At 72.7% G+C, this 18,273-nt stretch carries 18 protein-coding genes; 13 read left to right on the top strand and 5 right to left on the bottom strand.

Going from position 1 to position 18,273, the window contains the following annotated elements:
- The first annotated feature begins 71 nt into the window (after positions 1-71).
- The 10 genes from NUM_RS12870 to pabB all read left to right on the top strand — a co-directional run bounded on the left by NUM_RS12870 (position 72) and on the right by pabB (position 12,381).
- Positions 72-1,805 (top strand): class I mannose-6-phosphate isomerase, encoded by a 1,734-nt coding sequence (locus NUM_RS12870; RefSeq protein WP_207125055.1) that lies wholly within the window; start codon positions 72-74, stop codon positions 1,803-1,805.
- A gap of 144 nt (positions 1,806-1,949) precedes the next feature.
- A complete protein-coding gene (locus tag NUM_RS12865; protein WP_207125054.1) occupies positions 1,950-2,975 on the top strand; it encodes a LacI family DNA-binding transcriptional regulator in 1,026 nt (341 codons plus the stop codon).
- Complete coding sequence (locus tag NUM_RS12860; protein ID WP_207125053.1) at positions 2,972-3,958, top strand: ROK family protein; 987 nt, start codon at positions 2,972-2,974, stop codon at positions 3,956-3,958. Before NUM_RS12865 ends, NUM_RS12860 begins: the two co-directional genes overlap by 4 nt.
- On the top strand, positions 3,955-4,641 hold the full coding sequence (locus tag NUM_RS12855; protein ID WP_207125052.1) for an O-methyltransferase: 687 nt from the start codon (positions 3,955-3,957) through the stop codon (positions 4,639-4,641). The genes NUM_RS12860 and NUM_RS12855 overlap by 4 nt, the downstream gene beginning before the upstream one ends.
- A 320-nt stretch (positions 4,642-4,961) precedes the next feature.
- A complete protein-coding gene (locus NUM_RS12850) occupies positions 4,962-5,714 on the top strand; it encodes a bestrophin-like domain (RefSeq protein ID WP_207125051.1) in 753 nt (250 codons plus the stop codon).
- An 18-nt stretch (positions 5,715-5,732) separates the two neighbouring features.
- On the top strand, positions 5,733-6,257 hold the full coding sequence (locus tag NUM_RS12845; RefSeq protein ID WP_207125050.1) for a hypothetical protein: 525 nt from the start codon (positions 5,733-5,735) through the stop codon (positions 6,255-6,257).
- Between the two features lie 153 nt (positions 6,258-6,410).
- Positions 6,411-7,832 (top strand): family 2B encapsulin nanocompartment shell protein, encoded by a 1,422-nt coding sequence (locus NUM_RS12840; RefSeq protein WP_225918533.1) that lies wholly within the window; start codon positions 6,411-6,413, stop codon positions 7,830-7,832.
- A 26-nt stretch (positions 7,833-7,858) separates the two neighbouring features.
- On the top strand, positions 7,859-9,175 hold the full coding sequence (locus NUM_RS12835; RefSeq protein WP_225918532.1) for a family 2 encapsulin nanocompartment cargo protein terpene cyclase: 1,317 nt from the start codon (positions 7,859-7,861) through the stop codon (positions 9,173-9,175).
- Positions 9,172-10,038: a geranyl diphosphate 2-C-methyltransferase gene (locus NUM_RS12830; RefSeq protein ID WP_207125049.1), complete on the top strand. Its 867-nt coding sequence runs from the start codon at positions 9,172-9,174 to the stop codon at positions 10,036-10,038. Before NUM_RS12835 ends, NUM_RS12830 begins: the two co-directional genes overlap by 4 nt.
- 189 nt (positions 10,039-10,227) lie before the next feature.
- The gene (gene pabB, locus NUM_RS12825) at positions 10,228-12,381 is read left to right on the top strand and encodes an aminodeoxychorismate synthase component I (RefSeq protein WP_225918531.1); all 2,154 of its coding nucleotides are present in this window, start codon (positions 10,228-10,230) and stop codon (positions 12,379-12,381) included.
- A 38-nt stretch (positions 12,382-12,419) separates the two neighbouring features.
- On the opposite strand, the gene NUM_RS12820 is transcribed toward pabB, so the two are convergent.
- The gene (locus NUM_RS12820) at positions 12,420-13,190 is read right to left on the bottom strand and encodes an SDR family NAD(P)-dependent oxidoreductase (protein ID WP_207125047.1); all 771 of its coding nucleotides are present in this window, start codon (positions 13,188-13,190) and stop codon (positions 12,420-12,422) included.
- Between the two features lie 148 nt (positions 13,191-13,338).
- Here NUM_RS12820 and NUM_RS12815 point away from each other — a divergent pair, with 148 nt between their 5' ends.
- Positions 13,339-13,947, top strand: a complete 609-nt coding sequence (locus NUM_RS12815; protein ID WP_225918530.1) for a TetR/AcrR family transcriptional regulator — start codon at positions 13,339-13,341, stop codon at positions 13,945-13,947.
- Between the two features lie 30 nt (positions 13,948-13,977).
- Here the strand turns inward: NUM_RS12815 and NUM_RS12810 are convergent, their stop codons facing one another.
- Positions 13,978-14,151, bottom strand: coding sequence for a hypothetical protein (locus NUM_RS12810; protein ID WP_207125045.1), 174 nt, complete (start codon positions 14,149-14,151; stop codon positions 13,978-13,980).
- Between the two features lie 134 nt (positions 14,152-14,285).
- Positions 14,286-14,528 (bottom strand): hypothetical protein, encoded by a 243-nt coding sequence (locus NUM_RS12805; RefSeq protein WP_207125044.1) that lies wholly within the window; start codon positions 14,526-14,528, stop codon positions 14,286-14,288.
- Between the two features lie 177 nt (positions 14,529-14,705).
- Between NUM_RS12805 and NUM_RS12800 the strand changes: the two genes are divergently transcribed.
- Positions 14,706-14,960 carry a GntR family transcriptional regulator gene (locus NUM_RS12800; RefSeq protein ID WP_035297650.1) on the top strand — a complete coding sequence of 85 codons (255 nt, stop codon included), beginning with the start codon at positions 14,706-14,708 and terminating at the stop codon, positions 14,958-14,960.
- A 308-nt stretch (positions 14,961-15,268) separates the two neighbouring features.
- Here the strand turns inward: NUM_RS12800 and glnA are convergent, their stop codons facing one another.
- Positions 15,269-16,693 (bottom strand): type I glutamate--ammonia ligase, encoded by a 1,425-nt coding sequence (gene glnA, locus NUM_RS12795; RefSeq protein WP_207125043.1) that lies wholly within the window; start codon positions 16,691-16,693, stop codon positions 15,269-15,271.
- A gap of 274 nt (positions 16,694-16,967) precedes the next feature.
- On the opposite strand from glnA, the gene NUM_RS12790 reads away from it, so the two are divergent.
- Complete coding sequence (locus tag NUM_RS12790) at positions 16,968-17,399, top strand: RDD family protein (RefSeq protein ID WP_207125042.1); 432 nt, start codon at positions 16,968-16,970, stop codon at positions 17,397-17,399.
- Between the two features lie 223 nt (positions 17,400-17,622).
- Here NUM_RS12790 and NUM_RS12785 read toward each other — a convergent pair whose 3' ends face one another.
- The gene (locus tag NUM_RS12785) at positions 17,623-18,258 is read right to left on the bottom strand and encodes an NAD(P)-dependent oxidoreductase (protein ID WP_207125041.1); all 636 of its coding nucleotides are present in this window, start codon (positions 18,256-18,258) and stop codon (positions 17,623-17,625) included.
- Positions 18,259-18,273 lie beyond the last annotated feature (15 nt).

The raw sequence follows: 18,273 nt of genomic DNA, 5'->3' as shown, positions 1-18,273 counted from the left end.
TGGACTGGTCATTTAACAAGAGGTAACGTTTGCGATAGCTGATCGCCCGTTACCGCGGTGAGGTTGGTGAGATGGACACGGAACAACGGCGTCCGCGGACCCGGCAGTACGAGCCCGCCCCGCACTACCCGGTGCACGGTGACACCGTCGCCGCCGGGTGGGCCGCCGCCGCGGCCACCGTGCCCGCCACCGCCCATGTTCTCGCGCTCGACGGCCCGGCGGCGCTGAACTGGGCGGCGGTGGCGAAGGAACTGGCCGCGGCGCTGGCCGAGGCCGGCCGCACCGTCGAGCTGGCCGATGTGCGCACCACCGCCCGGCCCTGGCCGGAGGTGCTCGAACGGACCGAAACCGCCCAGCTGCAACACGATCCGGACTTCGCCCGGCTCGCCGGCGGTACCCTCGGCGACCTGCTCGACCCGGCCGCCCTGGCCCGGCTCGCCGACTCCACCGGCGACGGGCTGACGGTGCTGTACGGGCCGGGTGCCGGGCTGGCCGACGCCGACGTGCTGTGGTGGGCCGAGATACCCAAGCGCTACCAGGAGGCGGCCGTCGCCGCCGGTCACGGCCGGCACCTCGGCGCGCCCGTCGAGCAGCCGACCAGCACCCGCCGGCTGTTCTACATCGACTGGCCGCTGCTGGACCGGCACCGCGACGCGCTCGCCGGCCGGATCGACCGGTGGGTCGACGTTACCGATACCGAAGCGGTGACGTCGGTCGGCGGCGCCGCGGTGCGGGCGACCGCGCGGAAGCTCGCCGGTACGCCGTTCCGGACCCGGCCGACGTTCAACAGCACGCCGTGGGGCGGCCACTGGGGCCAGCGGGAACTCGGCCACAACCCGGATCGGGCCAACACCGCGCTGGGCTACGAGCTGATCGCGCCGGAGAGCGGCGTGCTGCTCGGCGACGACGCCACGACCTGCGTGGAGATCCCGTTCCAGCTCGTCGTCGGCCTCGCCCCGACCGAGGTGCTCGGCGCGGGCGTGCACGAGCTGTTCGGTACCTCGTTCCCGATCCGGTTCGACTACCTCGACACCGTCGGCGGCGGGAACCTGTCGGTGCACTGCCACCCGCAGCCGGAGACCATGCGCGAGCTGTTCGGCTGGCCGTACACCCAGCACGAGAGCTACTACCTGATGGTCGCCGGCGAGCAGAGCAAGGTGTTCCTCGGCCTGCGCGGTGACGCCGACCTCGACCAGTTCCACCACGCCGCGCACGAGGCCGACGCGCACGGCGTCGGCTTCGACATCGAGCGGTACGTGCAGACGTTCCCGGCGCGGGCCGGCCAGCTGTACCTGGTGCCCGCCGGTACCCCGCACGGCAGCGGCGAGGGCAACGTGGTGCTGGAGGTCAGCGCCACCCCGTACCTGTACTCGCTGCGGTTCTACGACTGGCTGCGCCGCGATGCCGCCGGGAAGCAGCGGGCGGTGCACGTCGAGCACGCGTTCCGCAACCTCGACCCGGCCCGCTCCGGCACCGCCGTGGCCGACCAGCTGGTCCAGCAGCCGCGGGAGCTGGCGGCCGGCGACGGCTGGTGCGAAGAGCTGATCGGCGCGCTGCCCGAGATGTTCTTCCAGGTCCGGCGGATCGTGGTCGAACCGGGCGGTACCGGCCCGCAGCACACCGACGACAGGTTCCACGTGCTCACCGTCGTCGATGGCGATGCCGTGCTGATCAGCACCGCCGCCGGGGACGAGCACCGCTTGAACTACGCTGAAACGCTGGCGATTCCGGCAAGTGTCGGCAGCTATCAGGTGCACAACCCCGGTACGGACCGGGTCCGGTTGGTGAAGGCGATGGTGTCATGAGGGCAACGAGCAAACCATGAGCGCGCGCCGGCGAACGAGTCATCGGCGTTGCGTGGCGCGGTGCCGCATGGGCGTTCCGACGCGGGAGGGCCGGTCGTGAGGTCCTCGGGGTCGGGTCCGGAGACCGGGCTGACGATGCGGGACGTGGCCGAACGGCTGGGCGTGAGCCCGATGACCGTCTCGCGCGCGCTGCGCGGTCGGCCGGGCATCGGCGCGGCGACGCGGGAACGGGTGCTCGCCGAGGTCGCGGCGCTCGGCTACCGGCCGAACAAGCTCGCCCGCGGGCTGCGCTCCGGCGGCCCGCACGAGCTGATCGGCCTGCTGGTCACCAACCTCGGCAACCCGTTCTACTCGCAGCTGGCGGTCGGGGTCGAGCAGGTCGCGGTGCGCTACGGCGCCCGGGTGATGCTCGGCTCGACCGGCGCCGACCCGGACTCCGAGCACGAGGTCGTCGACGACCTGCTGGAGCGCGGGGTGGACGGCCTGGTGGTGGTACCGGCCGGGCACGAGCACGGTCATCTCGGCGCGGTGCAGCGGCGGGGTACCCCGGTGGTGCTCGCGGCCAGCCCGCCGATGGGCGCCGACGTCGACTGCGTGCTGGTCGACGACTTCGGCGGTACCCGGGACGCCTGTCGCCGGCTGATCGAGCACGGCCACCGCCGGATCGGCTTCCTCGGCCTGCCCGCCGCGCTGTGGACCGGCTCGGAGCGGTTCCGCGGGTACGCGTTCGCGCTGGACGAGGCGGGCATCGAGGTCGACGAGCGGTACGTGCGGCGGCTGCGCGGCGACGTGGACACCATAGAGGCGGCCGCGCACGAGCTGATCGACCAGTCGGAACCGCCGACCGCGCTGCTGACCGCGAACAACCGCAACACCGTGGGTGCGCTGCGCGCGCTGCGGTTCCGCGACGCCGAGGCGCCGCGGGTGGAACTGGCCGGATTCGACGATGTGGAGCTCGCCGACGTGTTGCACCTGCCGCTGACCGTCGTCTCCTACGACCCGATCGAGATCGGCCGGTCGGCCGCCACGCTGCTGTTCGACCAGCTCGCCGGGTCCGACCCGGTGGCGCAGCACCGGTCCCGTCGGGTGACCGTGCCGACCACGCTGGTCGACTACTCGACGCAGCAGCGGCCGCGGCCGGCTCGGGTGACGGCGGGGCAGCCGCGATGACCGCGCACCGCGGCACCGCACCGAGCGCCGCCGGCACCGGGCCGACCGACGGCCGCGCCGCCGGGCCGGCAGCGGAGTACCGGCCGGCGGTCGAGGTCGGCGGGTCGCACGTGACGGCCGCGGCGGTGGACCTGGCCGCCGGTACCGTCGTCGCCGGCAGCCGGTGCCGGGCCGGGCTGGACCCGGCCGCGGACGCCGACACGCTGCTCGCCGCGATCGCCGCCACCGCAGGCGAACTGGTCGATCGCTGCCCGGGCCGGCTCGCCGACCGGTGGGGCCTTGCCGTACCGGGGCCGTTCGACTACGCCACCGGCATCGCGCGCTACCGCGGCGTCGGCAAGTTCGCCTCGCTGCGCGACGTACCGGTCGGCGACCGACTCGCCGAGCGGCTCGGCGTGCGGCCGGACCGGTTGCGGTTCCTCAACGACGCGTCGGCGTTCGCGCTCGGTGCCCGCCGGTTGCAGGCGCCGGACGCCGGTCGGCTCGCCGCGTTCACCCTCGGTACCGGTGTCGGATCGGCGTTCCTGGACGGTGACCGGGTCGTCGAGGACGGTCCGCTGGTGCCGCCGGAGGGCCGCGCCGACCGGCTGACCATCGCCGGTCGCCCGCTGGAGGACACCGCCTCCACCCGAGCGATGACCGCCCGGTACGCGCAGCGCACCGGGCGGCAGGTCGACGGCCTGCGCGAGCTGACCGCGCTGGCGGCGGCGGGTGACGAGATCGCCACCGAGACGGTGCGCACGGCGATGACCGCGCTCGGTGCCGCGCTGGCGCCGTGGCTGGTCGGGTTCCGGCCGGACGTGGTGGTGTTCGGCGGCTCGATCACCGCCGCCTGGCCGATCGTGGGGCCGCCGCTGCTCGCCGCGCTCGGTGTCGACACGGTCGTCGTGCTGCCCGACGGCGAGGCGGCCGCGCTGCTCGGTGCCGCGACCCACGCAGCCACCGGCGCCGATCCGGCGGCCGTACTAGCGTCGCCGGTATGAGCGAACAGGCTGGTACGAGCGAACAGAAATGGCATGCGGTCGACGACTATCTCAGTGAGCTGCTGGTGCCGGCCGATCCGGCGCTCGCGGCGGCGCTGGCCGATTCGCGCGCGGCCGGACTGCCCGAGATCGCGGTCGCCCCGAACCAGGGCCGGCTGCTGGAGCTGCTGGCCCGGATGTGCGGTGCCCGCCGGATCCTGGAGATCGGCACGCTCGGCGGCTACAGCACGATCTGGCTGGCCCGCGCGCTGCCCGAGGGCGGCCGGCTGACCACCCTGGAGTACGAGCCGCGGCACGCCGAGGTGGCCCGCGGCAACATCGCCCGGGCCGGGCTGGCCGACCGGGTGGAGGTCGTGGTCGGTGCGGCGCTGGACACGCTGCCGGAGCTGGTCGCCGGCGGCGCCGGCCCGTTCGACCTGATCTTCATCGACGCCGACAAGGACAACTATCCCGGCTACCTCGACTGGTCGTTGCGGCTGTCGCGACCGGGCACGGTCCTGGTGGCGGACAACGTGATCCGTGACGGTGCGGTGATCGAGCCGGAGCACGCCGACCCCCGGGTACGGGGCGTGCGCGAGTTCCTCGCCCGGGTGGCCGCGGAGCCACGGCTGTCTGCCACGGCGCTGCAGACGGTCGGTACCAAGGGGTACGACGGGTTCGCGATCGCGCTGGTCGAGGCCTGAACCCCGGTCTCGAGCCGACCGCCGTGCGTCCGGCGCCGGGCGGAACACGCTACTCCACCAGTTCCGACTTGTGGTGATTTGCGGGAGAAAAAACAAAACTGACAGACTCCTTGCCCGCCATCCGTCTGCTACTTAAAGTCATCGGCGGCTACTACGAGTGATCCTCGCGGTGGCCGGGAACCCGAGGCTGAGACGACGGCGAATGGGTGGTGTGGGGTGATGGCCAGGTACCGCCGCGCGTTCGACAAGTCCACAGTGGACAGTCAGTGCGGCGGTACCGGCGGCGCCCCGGCGACCCCCGCCACGGGGGCGGGTCGTCGATGATGTCCGGGCTGCTCGTCACCGCCGCGGCCGTCGCCGCGGTGGCCCTGGTACTGGTCGTCATCGACCGTTGGGCCGGCGACCGGCGCACCCTCGACCACGAGGTCGCCAGCACCATCTTCAACATGGTCGGCGTGCTGTACGCGGTGCTGCTGGCCTTCGTCGTGGTACAGGTGTGGCAGACCAACGACGACGCGCAGCACTACAGCCAGGCCGAGGCGAGCGACGTCTCGGCGATCTACTTCACCGCGCGCGCCCTGCCGCAACCGCAACGCGACCAGCTCAAGGACCTGGCCCGCTCGTACGCCGAGACCGTCGCCACCGAGGAGTGGCCGGCGATGGCGCACGGCGCCACCAGCTCGCGCGCGGTCGCCGACGTGGCGCAGATGCGGGTGGTGATCCTCAGTTACCGCCCGCAGGACTACCGCGGCCAGGTGCTGATGACCCAGATCCTCGACTCGGTCGACCAGACCGTCGACGCCCGCCGCAACCGCACCAGCCGGGCCGACTCGCCGGTACCGACGGTGATGTGGGTCGGGCTGCTCGCCGGCGGCGCGATCACGGTCGGCTTCACCCTGTCGTTCGGGTACGGCCGGCTGCGGCACCAGATCCTGATGTGCGCGGCGGTGGCCGGCCTGCTGGCCTTCACGCTGTGGCTGGTGCAGCAGATGGGACACCCGTACGCCGGGTCGCTCGGTGTCGGCCCGGACGCCTTCACCGAGGTGCTCGGAAAGTTCCGGCAGTACCCCTGACGAATCGAGGTGGTTTCGATGAGTACCCGACGAGTCGCGCTCGGACTCGCCGTCGCGGCACCGCTGGCCGGCGCCTCGCTCGCGGCGTCGAGCCCGGCGTTCGGCGCACCGCCGGGCTCGACCGGACCCGCGGGCGGGCCGGGGGAGCGGGCGGCCGGATCACCCGCGGCAGACCCGCTCACGCTGGTCGCGACCCGGACCCAGCTCACCCTGCCGGCCGCACCGACGCTGGGCATCGGCTACATCGCCACCTTCGACCTGGTCGACGGCGACGGAAAGGCCGCCGGTACCGCGTGGTCGAGCTCGGCGGTGGTGGACCTCAAGAGCACCGCCCAGCCGGTGGTGTTCGGCATGATCGTGCTGCACCTGGCCGACGGCGACATCCACTACCAGCGGGTGATCGACCGGTTCGGCGACTACCCGCGCACGTCCACCGGCGCGATCCTCGGCGGTACCGGAAGCTACGCCCGGGCCGCCGGCACGGTCGACGTGGTCTGGCCGGACGAGAAGAAGATCGACCTGACCGTGCACCTCGCCGGCTGACCGTCCACCGGCGAACCCGCACCGGCGGATCGCCGGTACCGCAAGCGAACCAGAGCCGATCGCACCGGACGGGCCGGGCCCGCTCCGTCGGTCCGGTGTGCCCGAAACCGTGACGGCCCAGTCCATCCACGAACCGATTGGCGGTGTGAGATCGTGACCGAGACGATCCAGCCAGAGCAGGCACAGACCGACGAGGACCGCACCCGCAGCCTCAGCACGGTGGCGGCCCGCAATCTCGCCACCACCACCAAGTCCGAACCGCAGATGCAGGGCATCTCGTCGCGCTGGCTGCAGCGGCGACTGCCGTGGATCGGCGTCACCAGCGGTACCTACCGGGTCAACCGCCGGCTGACCTACGTGGTCGGCGACAACCGGCTGACGTTCTCCAACGTCGGCGCCCGGGTCGAGGTGGTGCCGCGGGAGCTGACCGAACTGCCGGCGCTGCGCGGCTTCGACGACGACGAGGTGCTGCAGGCGCTGGCCCAGCGGTGCGAGCAGCACGAGTACTCCGCCGGCGAGGTGCTCGCCGACTTCGGCAACCCGGCCGAGGCGGTGTTCCTGATCGCGCACGGCAAGGTCACCAAGATCGGCACCGGCAAGTACGGCGACCAGGCGGTGCTCGGCGTGCTCGGCGACGGCGACTACTTCGGCGCCGAGGCGCTGACCCGGCCGGACACGATCTGGGAGTTCACCGCCCGGGCCGCGACCGCCTGCACCGTACTGACCCTGCCGGTGACCGCGTTCGCGCAACTGTCCGACGCGTCGCCGGCGTTGCGCGAGCACCTCGCCGCCGACTCGGCCGGGGCGCGGGACTCGTTGCCGCACAACAAGCATGGTGAGGCGGACATCGAGCTGTCGTCCGGGCACACCGGCGAGGCGACGCTGCCCGGTACGTTCGCCGACTACGAGACCCGGCCGCGGGAGTACGAGCTGTCGGTGGCGCAGACGGTGCTGCGGGTGCACAGCCGGGTGGCCGACCTGTACAACGACCCGATGAACCAGACGCAGCAGCAGCTGCGGCTGACCATCGAGGCGCTGCGCGAACGGCAGGAGTACGAGCTGGTCAACAACGCCGAGTTCGGGCTGCTGCACCAGGCGGACCTCAAGCAGCGCATCCGCACCCGCACCGGCCCGCCGACCCCGGACGACCTGGACGAGCTGCTGTGCATGCGGCGCAGCACCAGGCTGTTTTTGGCCCACCCCAAGGCGATCGCCGCGTTCGGCCGGGAGTGCACCAAGCGCGGCATCTACCCGGACCCGGTCGAGGTGGACGGGCACCGGGTGCCGTCCTGGCGCGGCGTGCCGATCTTCCCGTGCGGCAAGATCCCGGTGTCGCAGCACCACACCTCGTCGATCCTCGCCATGCGTACCGGTGAGGCGGACCAAGGCGTGGTGGGGCTTCGCCCGGCGTCGATCCCGGAGGAGTACGAGCCGGGGCTCAACGTGCGGTTCATGGGCATCGACGAGCAGGCGATCATCGGCTACCTGGTCAGCGCGTACTTCTCGGCCGCGGTGCTGGTACCCGACGCGCTCGGCGTGCTGGAGGACGCCGAGCTCGGCGCGCCCGCGGCCTGATCCGTGTCGCCGACGAGGAGGATCCCGTGACCCTGCTGACCCGTACCGCGGCGGCACCGGCGGACAGCGAGGCGAGCCGGCTGGTACTGGCCCTGCTGTCCACGGTGGGCCGACCGGCGCCGCGCACCCTGCCCGACGCGGTCGCGACCCCGGCCGGCCCGACCGCGCCGACGGACCCGGTGCCGGCCGGCTCGACCGGATCGACCGGCTCGACGCCGGGCCCGCTGCCGCCGGCACCGGCCCCGTTGCCGCCGACGGCCTCGGCGGACTGGATGCTGCCGGCCGGGCTGGGCACGAGCGCCCTGCGCATCCCGACCCCGGCACCGCCCGCCACGACCGGCGCGGCCGGGCCGCCCGGCGTGCCCGAGCTGTACTGCCCGCCCGCGCTGCGCGACGACCGGGCGCTGGGGGAGGAGGTCAACGCGCGGCTGGTCGAGTGGGCCGGCGAGGTGGGCATCTACCCGGGCCAGCTCGACCGGGTCGCCGCCTGCGACTTCGGCCGGCTGATCATGCTGGCGCACCCGGAGAGCGACGACGCCGACCGGCTGCTCGCCGCGGCCAAGTGCGCGCTGGCCGAGTGGTCGGTCGACGACCACTACGTCGACGGCGAGGCCGAGCAGGCGGTACCCGAGCGGCTCGGCCAGCGCCTCGCGATCGCCTACACCGCCATCGATCCGGCCCACCTGCCCGAGCCGTACGCCAGCCAGCTGGACGAGCATCGGCGCGGCGACCCGGTGATGGTGGCGCTGCGCGACAGCCTGGACAACCTGTCCCGGTACGCGACCGCGGCGCAGGTGGCCCGGCTGCGGCACGAGCTGTCGGTGATGTTCGTGGCGTACAACCAGGAAGCCGTCTGGCGCACCACCGAGCAGATGCCGCCGGTGTGGGAGTACCTGCTGCACCGGCACGAGAACAGCTTCCTGCCCTGCATGGTGCTCATCGACCCGGTCGCCGGCTACGAACTGCCGGCCGCCGAGTTCGCCGACCCGCGGGTACGGCGCGCCTTCACCCTCGCCGGCACCGCGAGCGTGCTGGTCAACGACCTGTACTCGATGGCGAAGGAGGACCCCACCGACACCAACCTGCCCCGGGTACTGGCGGCCGAGCAGCACTGCTCGCTCACCGAAGCGGTGGAGCGCAGTGCGGCCATCCACGACGAGCTGATGCACACGTTCGAGTCCGAGGCGGCGGTACTGAGCCTGGCCGGCTCGCCGGCGCTGCGGCGCTTCCTCGCCGGGCTGTGGGCCTGGCTGGGCGGCAGCCGCGAGTGGCACGCCAGTACCGCCCGCTACCACGGCGCCGACGCGGCGCCGACCACCGAGCAGACAGGAGCGACACGATGACCACCACCACCAGCCAGGCCGGGACCACGGTGCTGCGCACCGAGTACCAGCGGTCGGTCGCGAACTACTGGAACACCAACCGCAAGGACCCGGTCAACCTGCGCCTCGGCGAGATCGACGGGTTGTTCCACCACCACTACGGCATCGGCGACTACGACCCGTCGGTACTGCAGGGGCCGGCCGCGACCCGGGACGAGCGGATCATCGCCGAACTGCACCGGTTGGAGACCGCGCAGGCCGACCTGCTGCTCGACCACCTCGGCCCGATCTCGGCCGCCGACCGGCTGCTGGACGCCGGCTCCGGCCGCGGCGGCACCAGCATCATGGCCAACCACCGGTTCGGCTGCGCGGTCGACGGCGTGTCGATCTCGGAGTACCAGGTGCAGTTCGCCAACAAGCAGGCCGCCGCGCGCGGCGTCGACGACCAGGTGCGCTACCACTTCCGCAACATGCTCGACACCGGCTTCGACACCGGGTCACGGCAGGCGATCTGGACCAACGAGACCACCATGTACGTCGACCTGTTCCCGCTGTTCGCCGAGTTCGCCCGGCTGCTGTCCTACGGCGGCCGGTACGTGTGCATCACCGGCTGCTACAACGACGTGACCGGCGGCCGGTCGAAGGCGGTGAGCCGGATCGACGAGCAGTACATCTGCAACATCCACCCGCGCAGCGACTACTTCAAGGCGTTGGCGGCCAACAACTTCGTGCCCATCACCGTCGTCGACCTGACCCCGCACACCATCCCGTACTGGGAGCTGCGCGAGCAGGCGTCGGTGGCCACCGGCATCGAGGAGGCGTTCCTCACCGCGTACCGGGAGGGCAGCTTCCACTACCTGCTCATCGTCGCCGACCGCGTCTGACCCGGCGCCGGGACTCCGGTGGGGGCGGCGGACCGCCGCCCCCACCGGCAGCGCGCCCAGCCGGCGTCGTACGGCTGCGGGTGCGACCACCAGCACGTTGACAGCCCCGTACCGGTCACCGTCTACTGGGTGCCGCGCCGTCGTGCGCCCGGCGCCGTTGCGCCAGTCGGTCGGTCTCGGGGAGTCGTGGTGCGCACGCTGTTGGTCGACAACCACGACTCGTACACGTTCAACCTGTTTCAGCTGCTCGCCGAGGTCAACGGCGCCGACCCGCTGGTACTCGCCAACGACGACGACGCGCTGGCCGCCCTGGACCTCGCCGGCCTCGACAACATCGTCGTCTCGCCCGGCCCCGGACACCCCGCCGTGGCCCGCGACCTCGGACTGGTGCCCGCGCTGCTGGCCGGTACCGACCTGCCGGTGCTCGGCGTGTGCCTCGGCCACCAGGCGCTCGCCTGGCTGTCCGGCGGCACCGTAGAACCGGCGCCGCGGCCGGAACACGGCCGGCTCGCCCGCATCACCCACCGCGGCGACGAGCTGTTCACCGGCGTACCGGCGGAGTTCGTCGCGGTCCGCTACCACTCGCTGTGCGTCGCCGAGCCGCTGCCACCCGACTACCTCGCGACCGCGTGGGCGGACGACGGCGTCGTGATGGCGATCCGGCACCGCGACCGGCCGCGCTGGGGAGTCCAGTTCCACCCGGAGTCGGTCGCCTCGACCTTCGGCCGCGAGCTGCTGACCAACTTCCGCGACCTCTCCGCCGCCCCGCGGCACCGCCGGCGAAGCGGGCCGTCCGGCTCGGCCGTCCACCCCGCGCCGGTCGGGTACCCGGCTGCGCCCGGTCCCTCCGCCGGGCCGGGCAAGGTGGCCGGACCGCTGCAGGGTACGGCGGGACTGCGCCTGCACCGGGCGGAGCTGCCGGTGGCGGTGGACACCGGGACGGCGTTCGAGACGCTGTTCGCCGGCTCGCCGGACTGCTTCTGGCTGGACAGCAGCCGGGTCGAGCCGGGCCTGTCCCGGTTCTCGTTCCTCGGCGACGCGTCCGGCCCGCTGGCGGAGGCGCTGACCTACCGGGTCGGCGACGCGGGAGTGACGGTACGGTCCGCCGCCGGATCGCGGCTCGAGCCGGGCACCGTGTTCGACGTGCTGCGCCGCCAGCTCGCGCGGCGGCGGGTCGCGGACGCCGGCCTGCCGTTCGACTTCGACTGCGGGTACGTCGGCTGGTTCGGCTACGAGCTGAAGGCCGACTGCGCTGCCGCCGCCGCGCACCGTTCCCCGATGCCGGACTCCTGCTGGATCTTCACCGACCGGCTCGTCGCCGTCGACCACGAGCGCGGCGTCACCCACCTGATCGCCCTGTACCGCGACGACGACGGCGCCGCCCGCGCCTGGGTCACCGCGACCAGCGCCCGGCTCGCCGCCCTGGCGGCAGCGCGCCTCGACGCGCCCCCTGCTGCCACCCTCGACGAACCCGCCGGTTCGGCGTGCGATCCGGTACCGCATCTCGCGCTGGACCGGGCGGCGTACCTGGACCGGATCGGCGAGTGCCAGCGCGAGCTTCGGCGCGGCGAGAGCTACGAGATCTGCCTGACCGACGCCGCCCGGGTGCGCTACGACGGCGACGATCTCGCCCTGTACCGCCGGCTGCGGCGACTCAACCCGGCTCCGTACGCGGCGCTGCTGCGCATCGGCCGGGTCTGCGTGTACGGCTCGTCGCCGGAGCGGTTCTTGCGGGTGACGCCGGCCGGCCGGGTCGAGACCAGGCCGATCAAGGGCACTGCCCCGCGCCACCCCGATCCGGCCCGGGACGCCGAACTCGCCGCCCGGCTGGCCGGCGACGCGAAGACCCGGGCCGAGAACCTGATGATCGTCGACCTGCTGCGCAACGACCTCGGCCAGGTGTGCCGGGTCGGCTCGGTCTCGGTCGACCGGTACCTCGCGGTCGAGTCGTACCAGACGATGCACCAGCTGGTGTCCACGGTGTCCGGGCAGCTGCGGCCGGAGGTCGACGCGGTCGACTGCGTGCGGCACTGCTTCCCGGGCGGCTCGATGACCGGAGCCCCGAAGCAGCGCACCATGGAGATCCTGGACCGGCTCGAACCGGCCGCTCGCGGCGTCTACTCCGGCGCGCTCGGCTACTTCGGCCTCACCGGTGGCGCGGACCTGAGCATCGTCATCCGTACCGCGGTGCGTGCCGGGGACGAGCTGCACGTCGGTGCCGGCGGCGCGATCGTCCTGGACTCCGACCCGGCCGACGAGTTCGACGAGATGGTGCTGAAGGCCACCGCACCGCTGACTGCCTGGTCGCACTGCCACCCCGGGCCGGGCGAGGGCCGGCGCTGACCGGCCGACGACCAGCGCCCGGCACGGCGGCCGTCCGGTCAGCGGCCGGTGGTGGTGACGCCGGTGCGGCCGCCGTCGACGTCGAGCACGGCGCCGTGCACGAACGCGGCGTCGTCGGACGCGAGGTACACCGCGGCGGCGGCGATCGCGTCCGGGTGCCCGGCGGTACCGGCCGGGGTGCCGTGCATCAGCGTCTCGCCGGCGAACTGGCTCGACGGGTCCAGGGCCGGGTCACGGATGACGCCCGGCGAGATCGCGTTGACCCGCACGCCCCCGCCGCCGAACTCCGCCGACCAGGCGCGGGTCAGCGTCTCCATCGCGCCCTTCGTCGACGCGTACAGGGCGCCCATCGGCAGGCCGCGCCGCGCCACCCAGGAGCCGAGGTTGACGATCACGCCGCCGCCCGCGGCGACCATCGCCGGCGCCACCACCTGAGTCAGGAAGAACGGCGCCTTGACGTTCACCGCGTACACCCGGTCGAAGGTGGCCGGGTCGGTCGTCGGCGTCGTACCGGGCGGGTAGATGCCGGCGTTGTTGACCAGGACGTCCAGCCGCCCGCCCAGCCGGCGGGTCGCCTCGGCGGCGAGCGCCTGGCTGGCCTGCGCCGTACCGTCCAGGTCGGCGCGGACGAAGTCGGCCCGGCCACCGGCGCGCTCGATCTCGGCGACGACCCCGTCGCCGCGGGTCTCGTCCCGGCCGGAGACCACCACGTGCGCCCCCTGGGCGGCGAACGCGAGCGCGATGGCGCGGCCGATGTTGCTGGTGGACCCGGTCACCAGGGCCGTCCGGCCCCGCAGTCGTGGTGTCATGACCTGGACGCTAGGCCGCCAATTTTGGACCTGCCAGTCCAAACGTGACGCGGGTTGGAGGGCGGAGATTCGGATCGTCGTCGGCCTGGTTCCGGTACCGACCGGGTCGTTTCTGGACCGCTGGGTCCAGCGGAGTTACCCTCGACGGGTGGCGATCACCGCTAAGGGGCGCGCGACCCGGCAACGCATCATCGACGGCGCGGCGGCACACCTGCACAGCGCCGAGCCGGGGGAGATGACCCTCGACGACGTCCGCGCGATCACCGGTACCAGCAAGGGGCAGCTGTTCCACTACTTTCCCGGCGGCAAGGAGGAACTGCTGCTCGCCGTCGCGCAGCACGAGGCCGACCGGGTGCTCGACGACCAGCAGCCGCACCTCGGCGCGCTGACCTCCTGGCCCGCCTGGCACCGGTGGCGCGACGCGGTGCTCGCCCGGTACCAGGCGCAGGGCTCGCACTGCCCGCTGAGTGCGCTGATGAGTCAACTCACCACCACTCCGGGGGCCACCGAGGTAGTGCGCGCGCTGCTCGCCCAGTGGCAGCAGCACATCCGGGTGGGCATCGAGGCGATGCAGGCCGCCGGCCGGATCCGCCCCGAACTGGACCCCGACCGTACGGCCGCCGCCTTCGTCGCCGGCATCCAGGGCGGCGTTCAGGTACTCCGCTCCACCGGCCGCATCGACCACCTCGCCGCCGTCTTCGACGTCCTCCTCACCCACCTCCGCACCACACCTACTGACACGACCACGCGCCGGTGACGACGCCGAGGCTCGGCGGGTGGCCGGCCGTCAGCGGTGGAACCAGCTGAGGATCCTGTGCCACAGCCGGCTGCGGAACTCGTGCCACCGCTCCAGCTGTTCGCGCTCCAGGCCGGACCGCACCTGTTGCTCGGCCTGGAGCGCCTCGACACTTTCCTGGTTGCGGCTGCGCACCCACTGCCCGTTCGTGCCACCGGGGTACACGGCCGTCTCCGTTCGTCGACCGCGCTTCGTCTCGACGCTAGCGAGCAAGGGGTGACGAGGACAAGGACTCTCGGCGCCTGCTGCGTGCGACGGATTCGGTGGCAGCCCGCTGCGGGACCCCAGACGTACGAGCATCACCGCACGTCCTGGACGAGCAGTCCGTCGATGCGGCAGAAGAAGACTCGGGCGCGGCCGTCGTGGTCGTTCGGGTCGAGCGGCCCCGCGGTCAGGTAGCACATCCCGTCGGTGAGCGCCGGTTCGGCGGTGATCACGTGCCACCAGGCGGAGCCCGCCCCGTACACCCCGGCGGCGGGGCTGATGTGCACCAGCTGTCCGGCGCGGGGAATCCGATCGGGCCGCCGGATAAGGTTCGTCATAGCCGCTCCCTTCGCGAGCGGTCAGGGGCCGGGCGGCGTGGACTGGACGCCACCCGGCCCTGTTTGCGGAGTGCAGCCAGGCTACTTGCCTGAACCATCCTTGTACAGCGTCACCCATGGGTATGTAGGTGTGTATATGCTGGCTCGCGAGCACCTTGGCATTGTCAGGGTGAGGGGATGGAGGCCGTGCCGGACATCGAAGTGCCGAAGTGGGAGCAGATCGCCCTCGACGTCGAGAAGCAGATCCGCTCCGGGGCGTATCAGCCCGGCCAGCGGGTGATGTCGGAGAACACCATCGCCCAGGCGTACGGAGTCGCCCGCGGGACCGCTCGCCGGGCGATCGCCGGGCTCGTGGAGTGGGGCATGGTCCGGGTGCGGCCACGGCAGGGTGTCTACGCGGCGCCCCGGGAGTCCTGGCGCAAGCCGGCGTAGCCGCTCGTACCCGTTGCTGGGAACAGATGTCGTCGTCACCGAGTTCGGGTGCCGGCTGCCCGCGTCCGCGCCATCCACCACCGCCACCCCGGCTGACGTTCGACGCCGCCGGTACGCGGCAGCGCCCGCCACCGGTGGTCCGGGGGCGGGCGCTGTTCGGGTTGCCCGGGGGCGATCAGGCGATCAGACGTCACGTTGCCGGAGGCGATCAGACGTCGCGTTGCCGGAGGCGATCAGACGTCGCGTTGCCGGAGGCGATCAGACGTCGCGTTGCCGGAGGCGATCAGACGTCGCATTGCCGGGGGCGATCAGACGTCGTAGTAGAGGGCGAACTCGTGCGGGGTGGGGCGCAGGCGGATCGGGTCGACCTCGTTGGCGCGCTTGTAGTCCACCCACGACTCGATCAGGTCGGAGGTGAACACGTCACCCGCGAGCAGGTACTCGTTATCGGCCTCCAGCGCGTCGAGCACCTCCGGCAGCGACCCCGGTACCTGCTTGACGCCGGCGAACTCCTCGGGCGGCAGCTCGTACAGGTCCTTGTCGACCGGCTCCGGTGGCTCGATCTTGTTGCGCACCCCGTCCAGTCCGGCCATCAGCATCGACGAGAACGCCAGGTACGGGTTGGACGACGGGTCCGGCACCCGGAACTCGACCCGCTTGGCCTTCGGGTTGGTACCGGTGACCGGGATGCGGGTGCACGCCGAGCGGTTGCGCTGCGAGTACACCAGGTTGACCGGCGCCTCGAAGCCGGGCACCAGCCGGCGGTACGAGTTGACCGTCGGGTTGGTGAACGCCAGCAGGCTCGGCGCGTGGTGCAGCAGGCCGCCGATGTACCAGCGGGCGGTGTCGGACAGGCCGGCGTACCCGGTCTCGTCGTAGAACAGCGGCTCGCCGGCGAGCCACAGGCTCTGGTGGGTGTGCATGCCCGAACCGTTGTCACCGAACAGCGGCTTCGGCATGAACGTGGCGGTCTTGCCGGCGGCGTGCGCGGTGTTCTTCACGATGTACTTGAACAGCTGCACCTGGTCACCGGAGTGCAGCAGGGTAGAGAACCGGTAGTTGATCTCGGCCTGCCCGGCGGTACCGACCTCGTGGTGGGCCCGCTCGACGACCAGGCCGGCGTCGAGCAGGTTGCGGGTGATCGCGTCGCGCAGGTCGGCGGTCTGGTCGACCGGCGACACCGGGAAGTAGCCGCCCTTCGGGGCGATCTTGTGTCCGAGGTTGCGCCCGCCCTCGGCGGCGCCGGAGTTCCAGGCGCCCTCGATCGAGTCGATGTGGTAGAAGCCGTGCTGGGTGGCCGTGTCGTACCGGATCGAGTCGAACAGGTAGAACTCGGCCTCGGCACCGAAGTACGCGGCGTCGGCGATGCCGCTCGCGGCGAGGTAGGTCTCGGCCTTGCGGGCGATGTTGCGCGGGTCCCGGCTGTACGGCTCGCGGGTGAACGGGTCGTGCACGAAGAAGTTGAGCGCCAGCGTCTTCTCCGCCCGGAACGGGTCGACGAACGCCGTCGTCGGGTCCGGCAACAGCAGCATGTCCGACTCGTGGATCTGCTGGAACCCGCGGATCGACGAGCCGTCGAACCCGAGACCGTCGGTGAACACGTCCGCGTCGAACGACTCGACCGGCACCGTGAAGTGCTGCATCACCCCCGGCAGGTCGCAGAACCGGACGTCGACGAACCGTACGCCGTCGTCGGCCAGAAACTTCAGCAGTGCCTCGGAGTTGTCGAACACGTGTCCTCCGTCGTCTCGCGGCTCGATGCGTACCCCCGGGTACCCGGTCAGGGTAGGAACCCGCCGTTGCCCGGCCGTATCTGCATTGTTTCGCCGCTGTTACGGGCCCGCCGGCTTTCCGCCCTCGCCGTGACCGCCGTGATGCCCGACGCGCCGACCCGGGACCCGGGGTGCCGCGCCGCCACCGCCGCCGGTACCGGCCAGTCCGCGGACGCCGGTTCTGCGGCACCGACCCGCGGGCGCCGGTACCGGGGCGTCGCCGTAAGCTGGGCCGGTGAGCGAGCGCTCGTCCCAGCAGACCACCGGCCGGCCCGCCGACCCGAACGCGCCGGCCGAGCCGGGCAGCCCCGCCACCTGGGGCAAGCGGTTCGTCGCGCTGGTGCTCGACTGGATCCTCTGCCTGCTGGTCGGCACCGTGCTGGCCCGGCTGACCGGAGTGTTCTCCAACCAGACGATGGTGGGTTTCTGGGCCTATCCGGTGCTGATCGTCGAGTACGGGGTCTTCGTCGGGGTGTTCGGTCAGACGGTCGGCATGCGGCTGGCCCGGATCGCCTGCCTGCGGGTGTCCGATCACGGCCGGGTCGGCGTGCCGCGGGCGCTGCTGCGCGGCTTCCTGCTCTGCCTGATCGTGCCGCCGCTCGTGGTCGGCCCGGGTGGCCGCGGCCTGCACGACCGCGCCGCCGGTTCGATCGTGGTGCACACCTGAGCCGGTCGCCCGACGTGCTCGGCGGTGCCACCCGGTCAGCGACCGACGGTAGAGCGGCGTCGCCCGGACGGTGCGGCGGCCTCGCCCGGTCCCTGCCGGTCAGCGGCCGACGGTAGAGCGGCGTTGCCCCGACGGTGAAGTGGCGCCGCCTGGTCCCTGCCGGTCAGCGGCCGACGCTGCGGCAGCGTCCGACGGTGAAGCGGCGCCGGCCGGTACGTGCCCGTCAGTAGCCGACGGTGAAGCGGCGTCGGCGGTGCGCCGGCCGCTCCGCCTCGTCCAGCAGGGCCACCGCGAGATCGGCTGCCGAGATCCGGGACGCACCGTCCGCGTCGACGACCAGCTCGTCCGCGCCGATCCGGTACCGGCCGGTGCGCGGGCCGTCGTCGAGCTGCGCCGGCGGGCTCAGGTAGCTCCAGTCGCCCTCGTGTTCGCGGCAGCGGGCGAGCTGGTCGACGCAGGCCGCGGCGATCGCCCGGGCGTCGGCGGGCAGGTACCGCGGGTCGTCCAGCAGCAGCCGTCCGGTGTCCGGCACCGTCAGCGTCGCCGCCCCGCCGACCAGCAGCAACCGGCTCCCGCCGGCGGCGGTACCGGTGAGCAGCGCGTGCGCGGCGGCCCCGAGCCGCGATTCGTGTCCGGCCGCCGGCCGGGTCGCGCCGACCACCGCGTCCCGGCCCCGGGCGAGCGCGGCGACCTGCGCGGGGTCCTCCGCGTCGGCGACGGCCGGCTCCGCGGCGGCCGGCAGCTGGGCGGTACGGGCCGGGTTGCGTACGGCGGCGGTGACGCGGTGACCGCGTGCCAGCGCCTCGTCGACCACGGTGCGGCCGACGGTGCCGGTCGCGCCGAAAACGGTCAGGTACATGGGTTCTCCAGCGGG

The sequence above is a fragment of the Actinocatenispora comari genome (genome assembly GCF_017312725.1).
Lineage (GTDB): Bacteria > Actinomycetota > Actinomycetes > Mycobacteriales > Micromonosporaceae > Actinocatenispora > Actinocatenispora comari.
This window is presented reverse-complemented; position numbering and strand designations above follow the sequence as displayed.

What these genes read in the sequence shown, in the direction of transcription:
- NUM_RS12870 (WP_207125055.1), top strand. Translation starts at nt 72, where the DNA reads ATGGACACGGAACAACGGCGTCCGCGGACCCGGCAGTACGAGCCCGCC.
- NUM_RS12860 (WP_207125053.1), top strand. Translation starts at nt 2,972, where the DNA reads ATGACCGCGCACCGCGGCACCGCACCGAGCGCCGCCGGCACCGGGCCG.
- NUM_RS12855 (WP_207125052.1), top strand. Translation starts at nt 3,955, where the DNA reads ATGAGCGAACAGGCTGGTACGAGCGAACAGAAATGGCATGCGGTCGAC.
- NUM_RS12850 (WP_207125051.1), top strand. Translation starts at nt 4,962, where the DNA reads ATGATGTCCGGGCTGCTCGTCACCGCCGCGGCCGTCGCCGCGGTGGCC.
- NUM_RS12845 (WP_207125050.1), top strand. Translation starts at nt 5,733, where the DNA reads ATGAGTACCCGACGAGTCGCGCTCGGACTCGCCGTCGCGGCACCGCTG.
- NUM_RS12830 (WP_207125049.1), top strand. Translation starts at nt 9,172, where the DNA reads ATGACCACCACCACCAGCCAGGCCGGGACCACGGTGCTGCGCACCGAG.
- NUM_RS12820 (WP_207125047.1), bottom strand. Translation starts at nt 13,190, where the DNA reads ATGACACCACGACTGCGGGGCCGGACGGCCCTGGTGACCGGGTCCACC.
- NUM_RS12805 (WP_207125044.1), bottom strand. Translation starts at nt 14,528, where the DNA reads ATGACGAACCTTATCCGGCGGCCCGATCGGATTCCCCGCGCCGGACAG.
- NUM_RS12800 (WP_035297650.1), top strand. Translation starts at nt 14,706, where the DNA reads ATGGAGGCCGTGCCGGACATCGAAGTGCCGAAGTGGGAGCAGATCGCC.
- NUM_RS12785 (WP_207125041.1), bottom strand. Translation starts at nt 18,258, where the DNA reads ATGTACCTGACCGTTTTCGGCGCGACCGGCACCGTCGGCCGCACCGTG.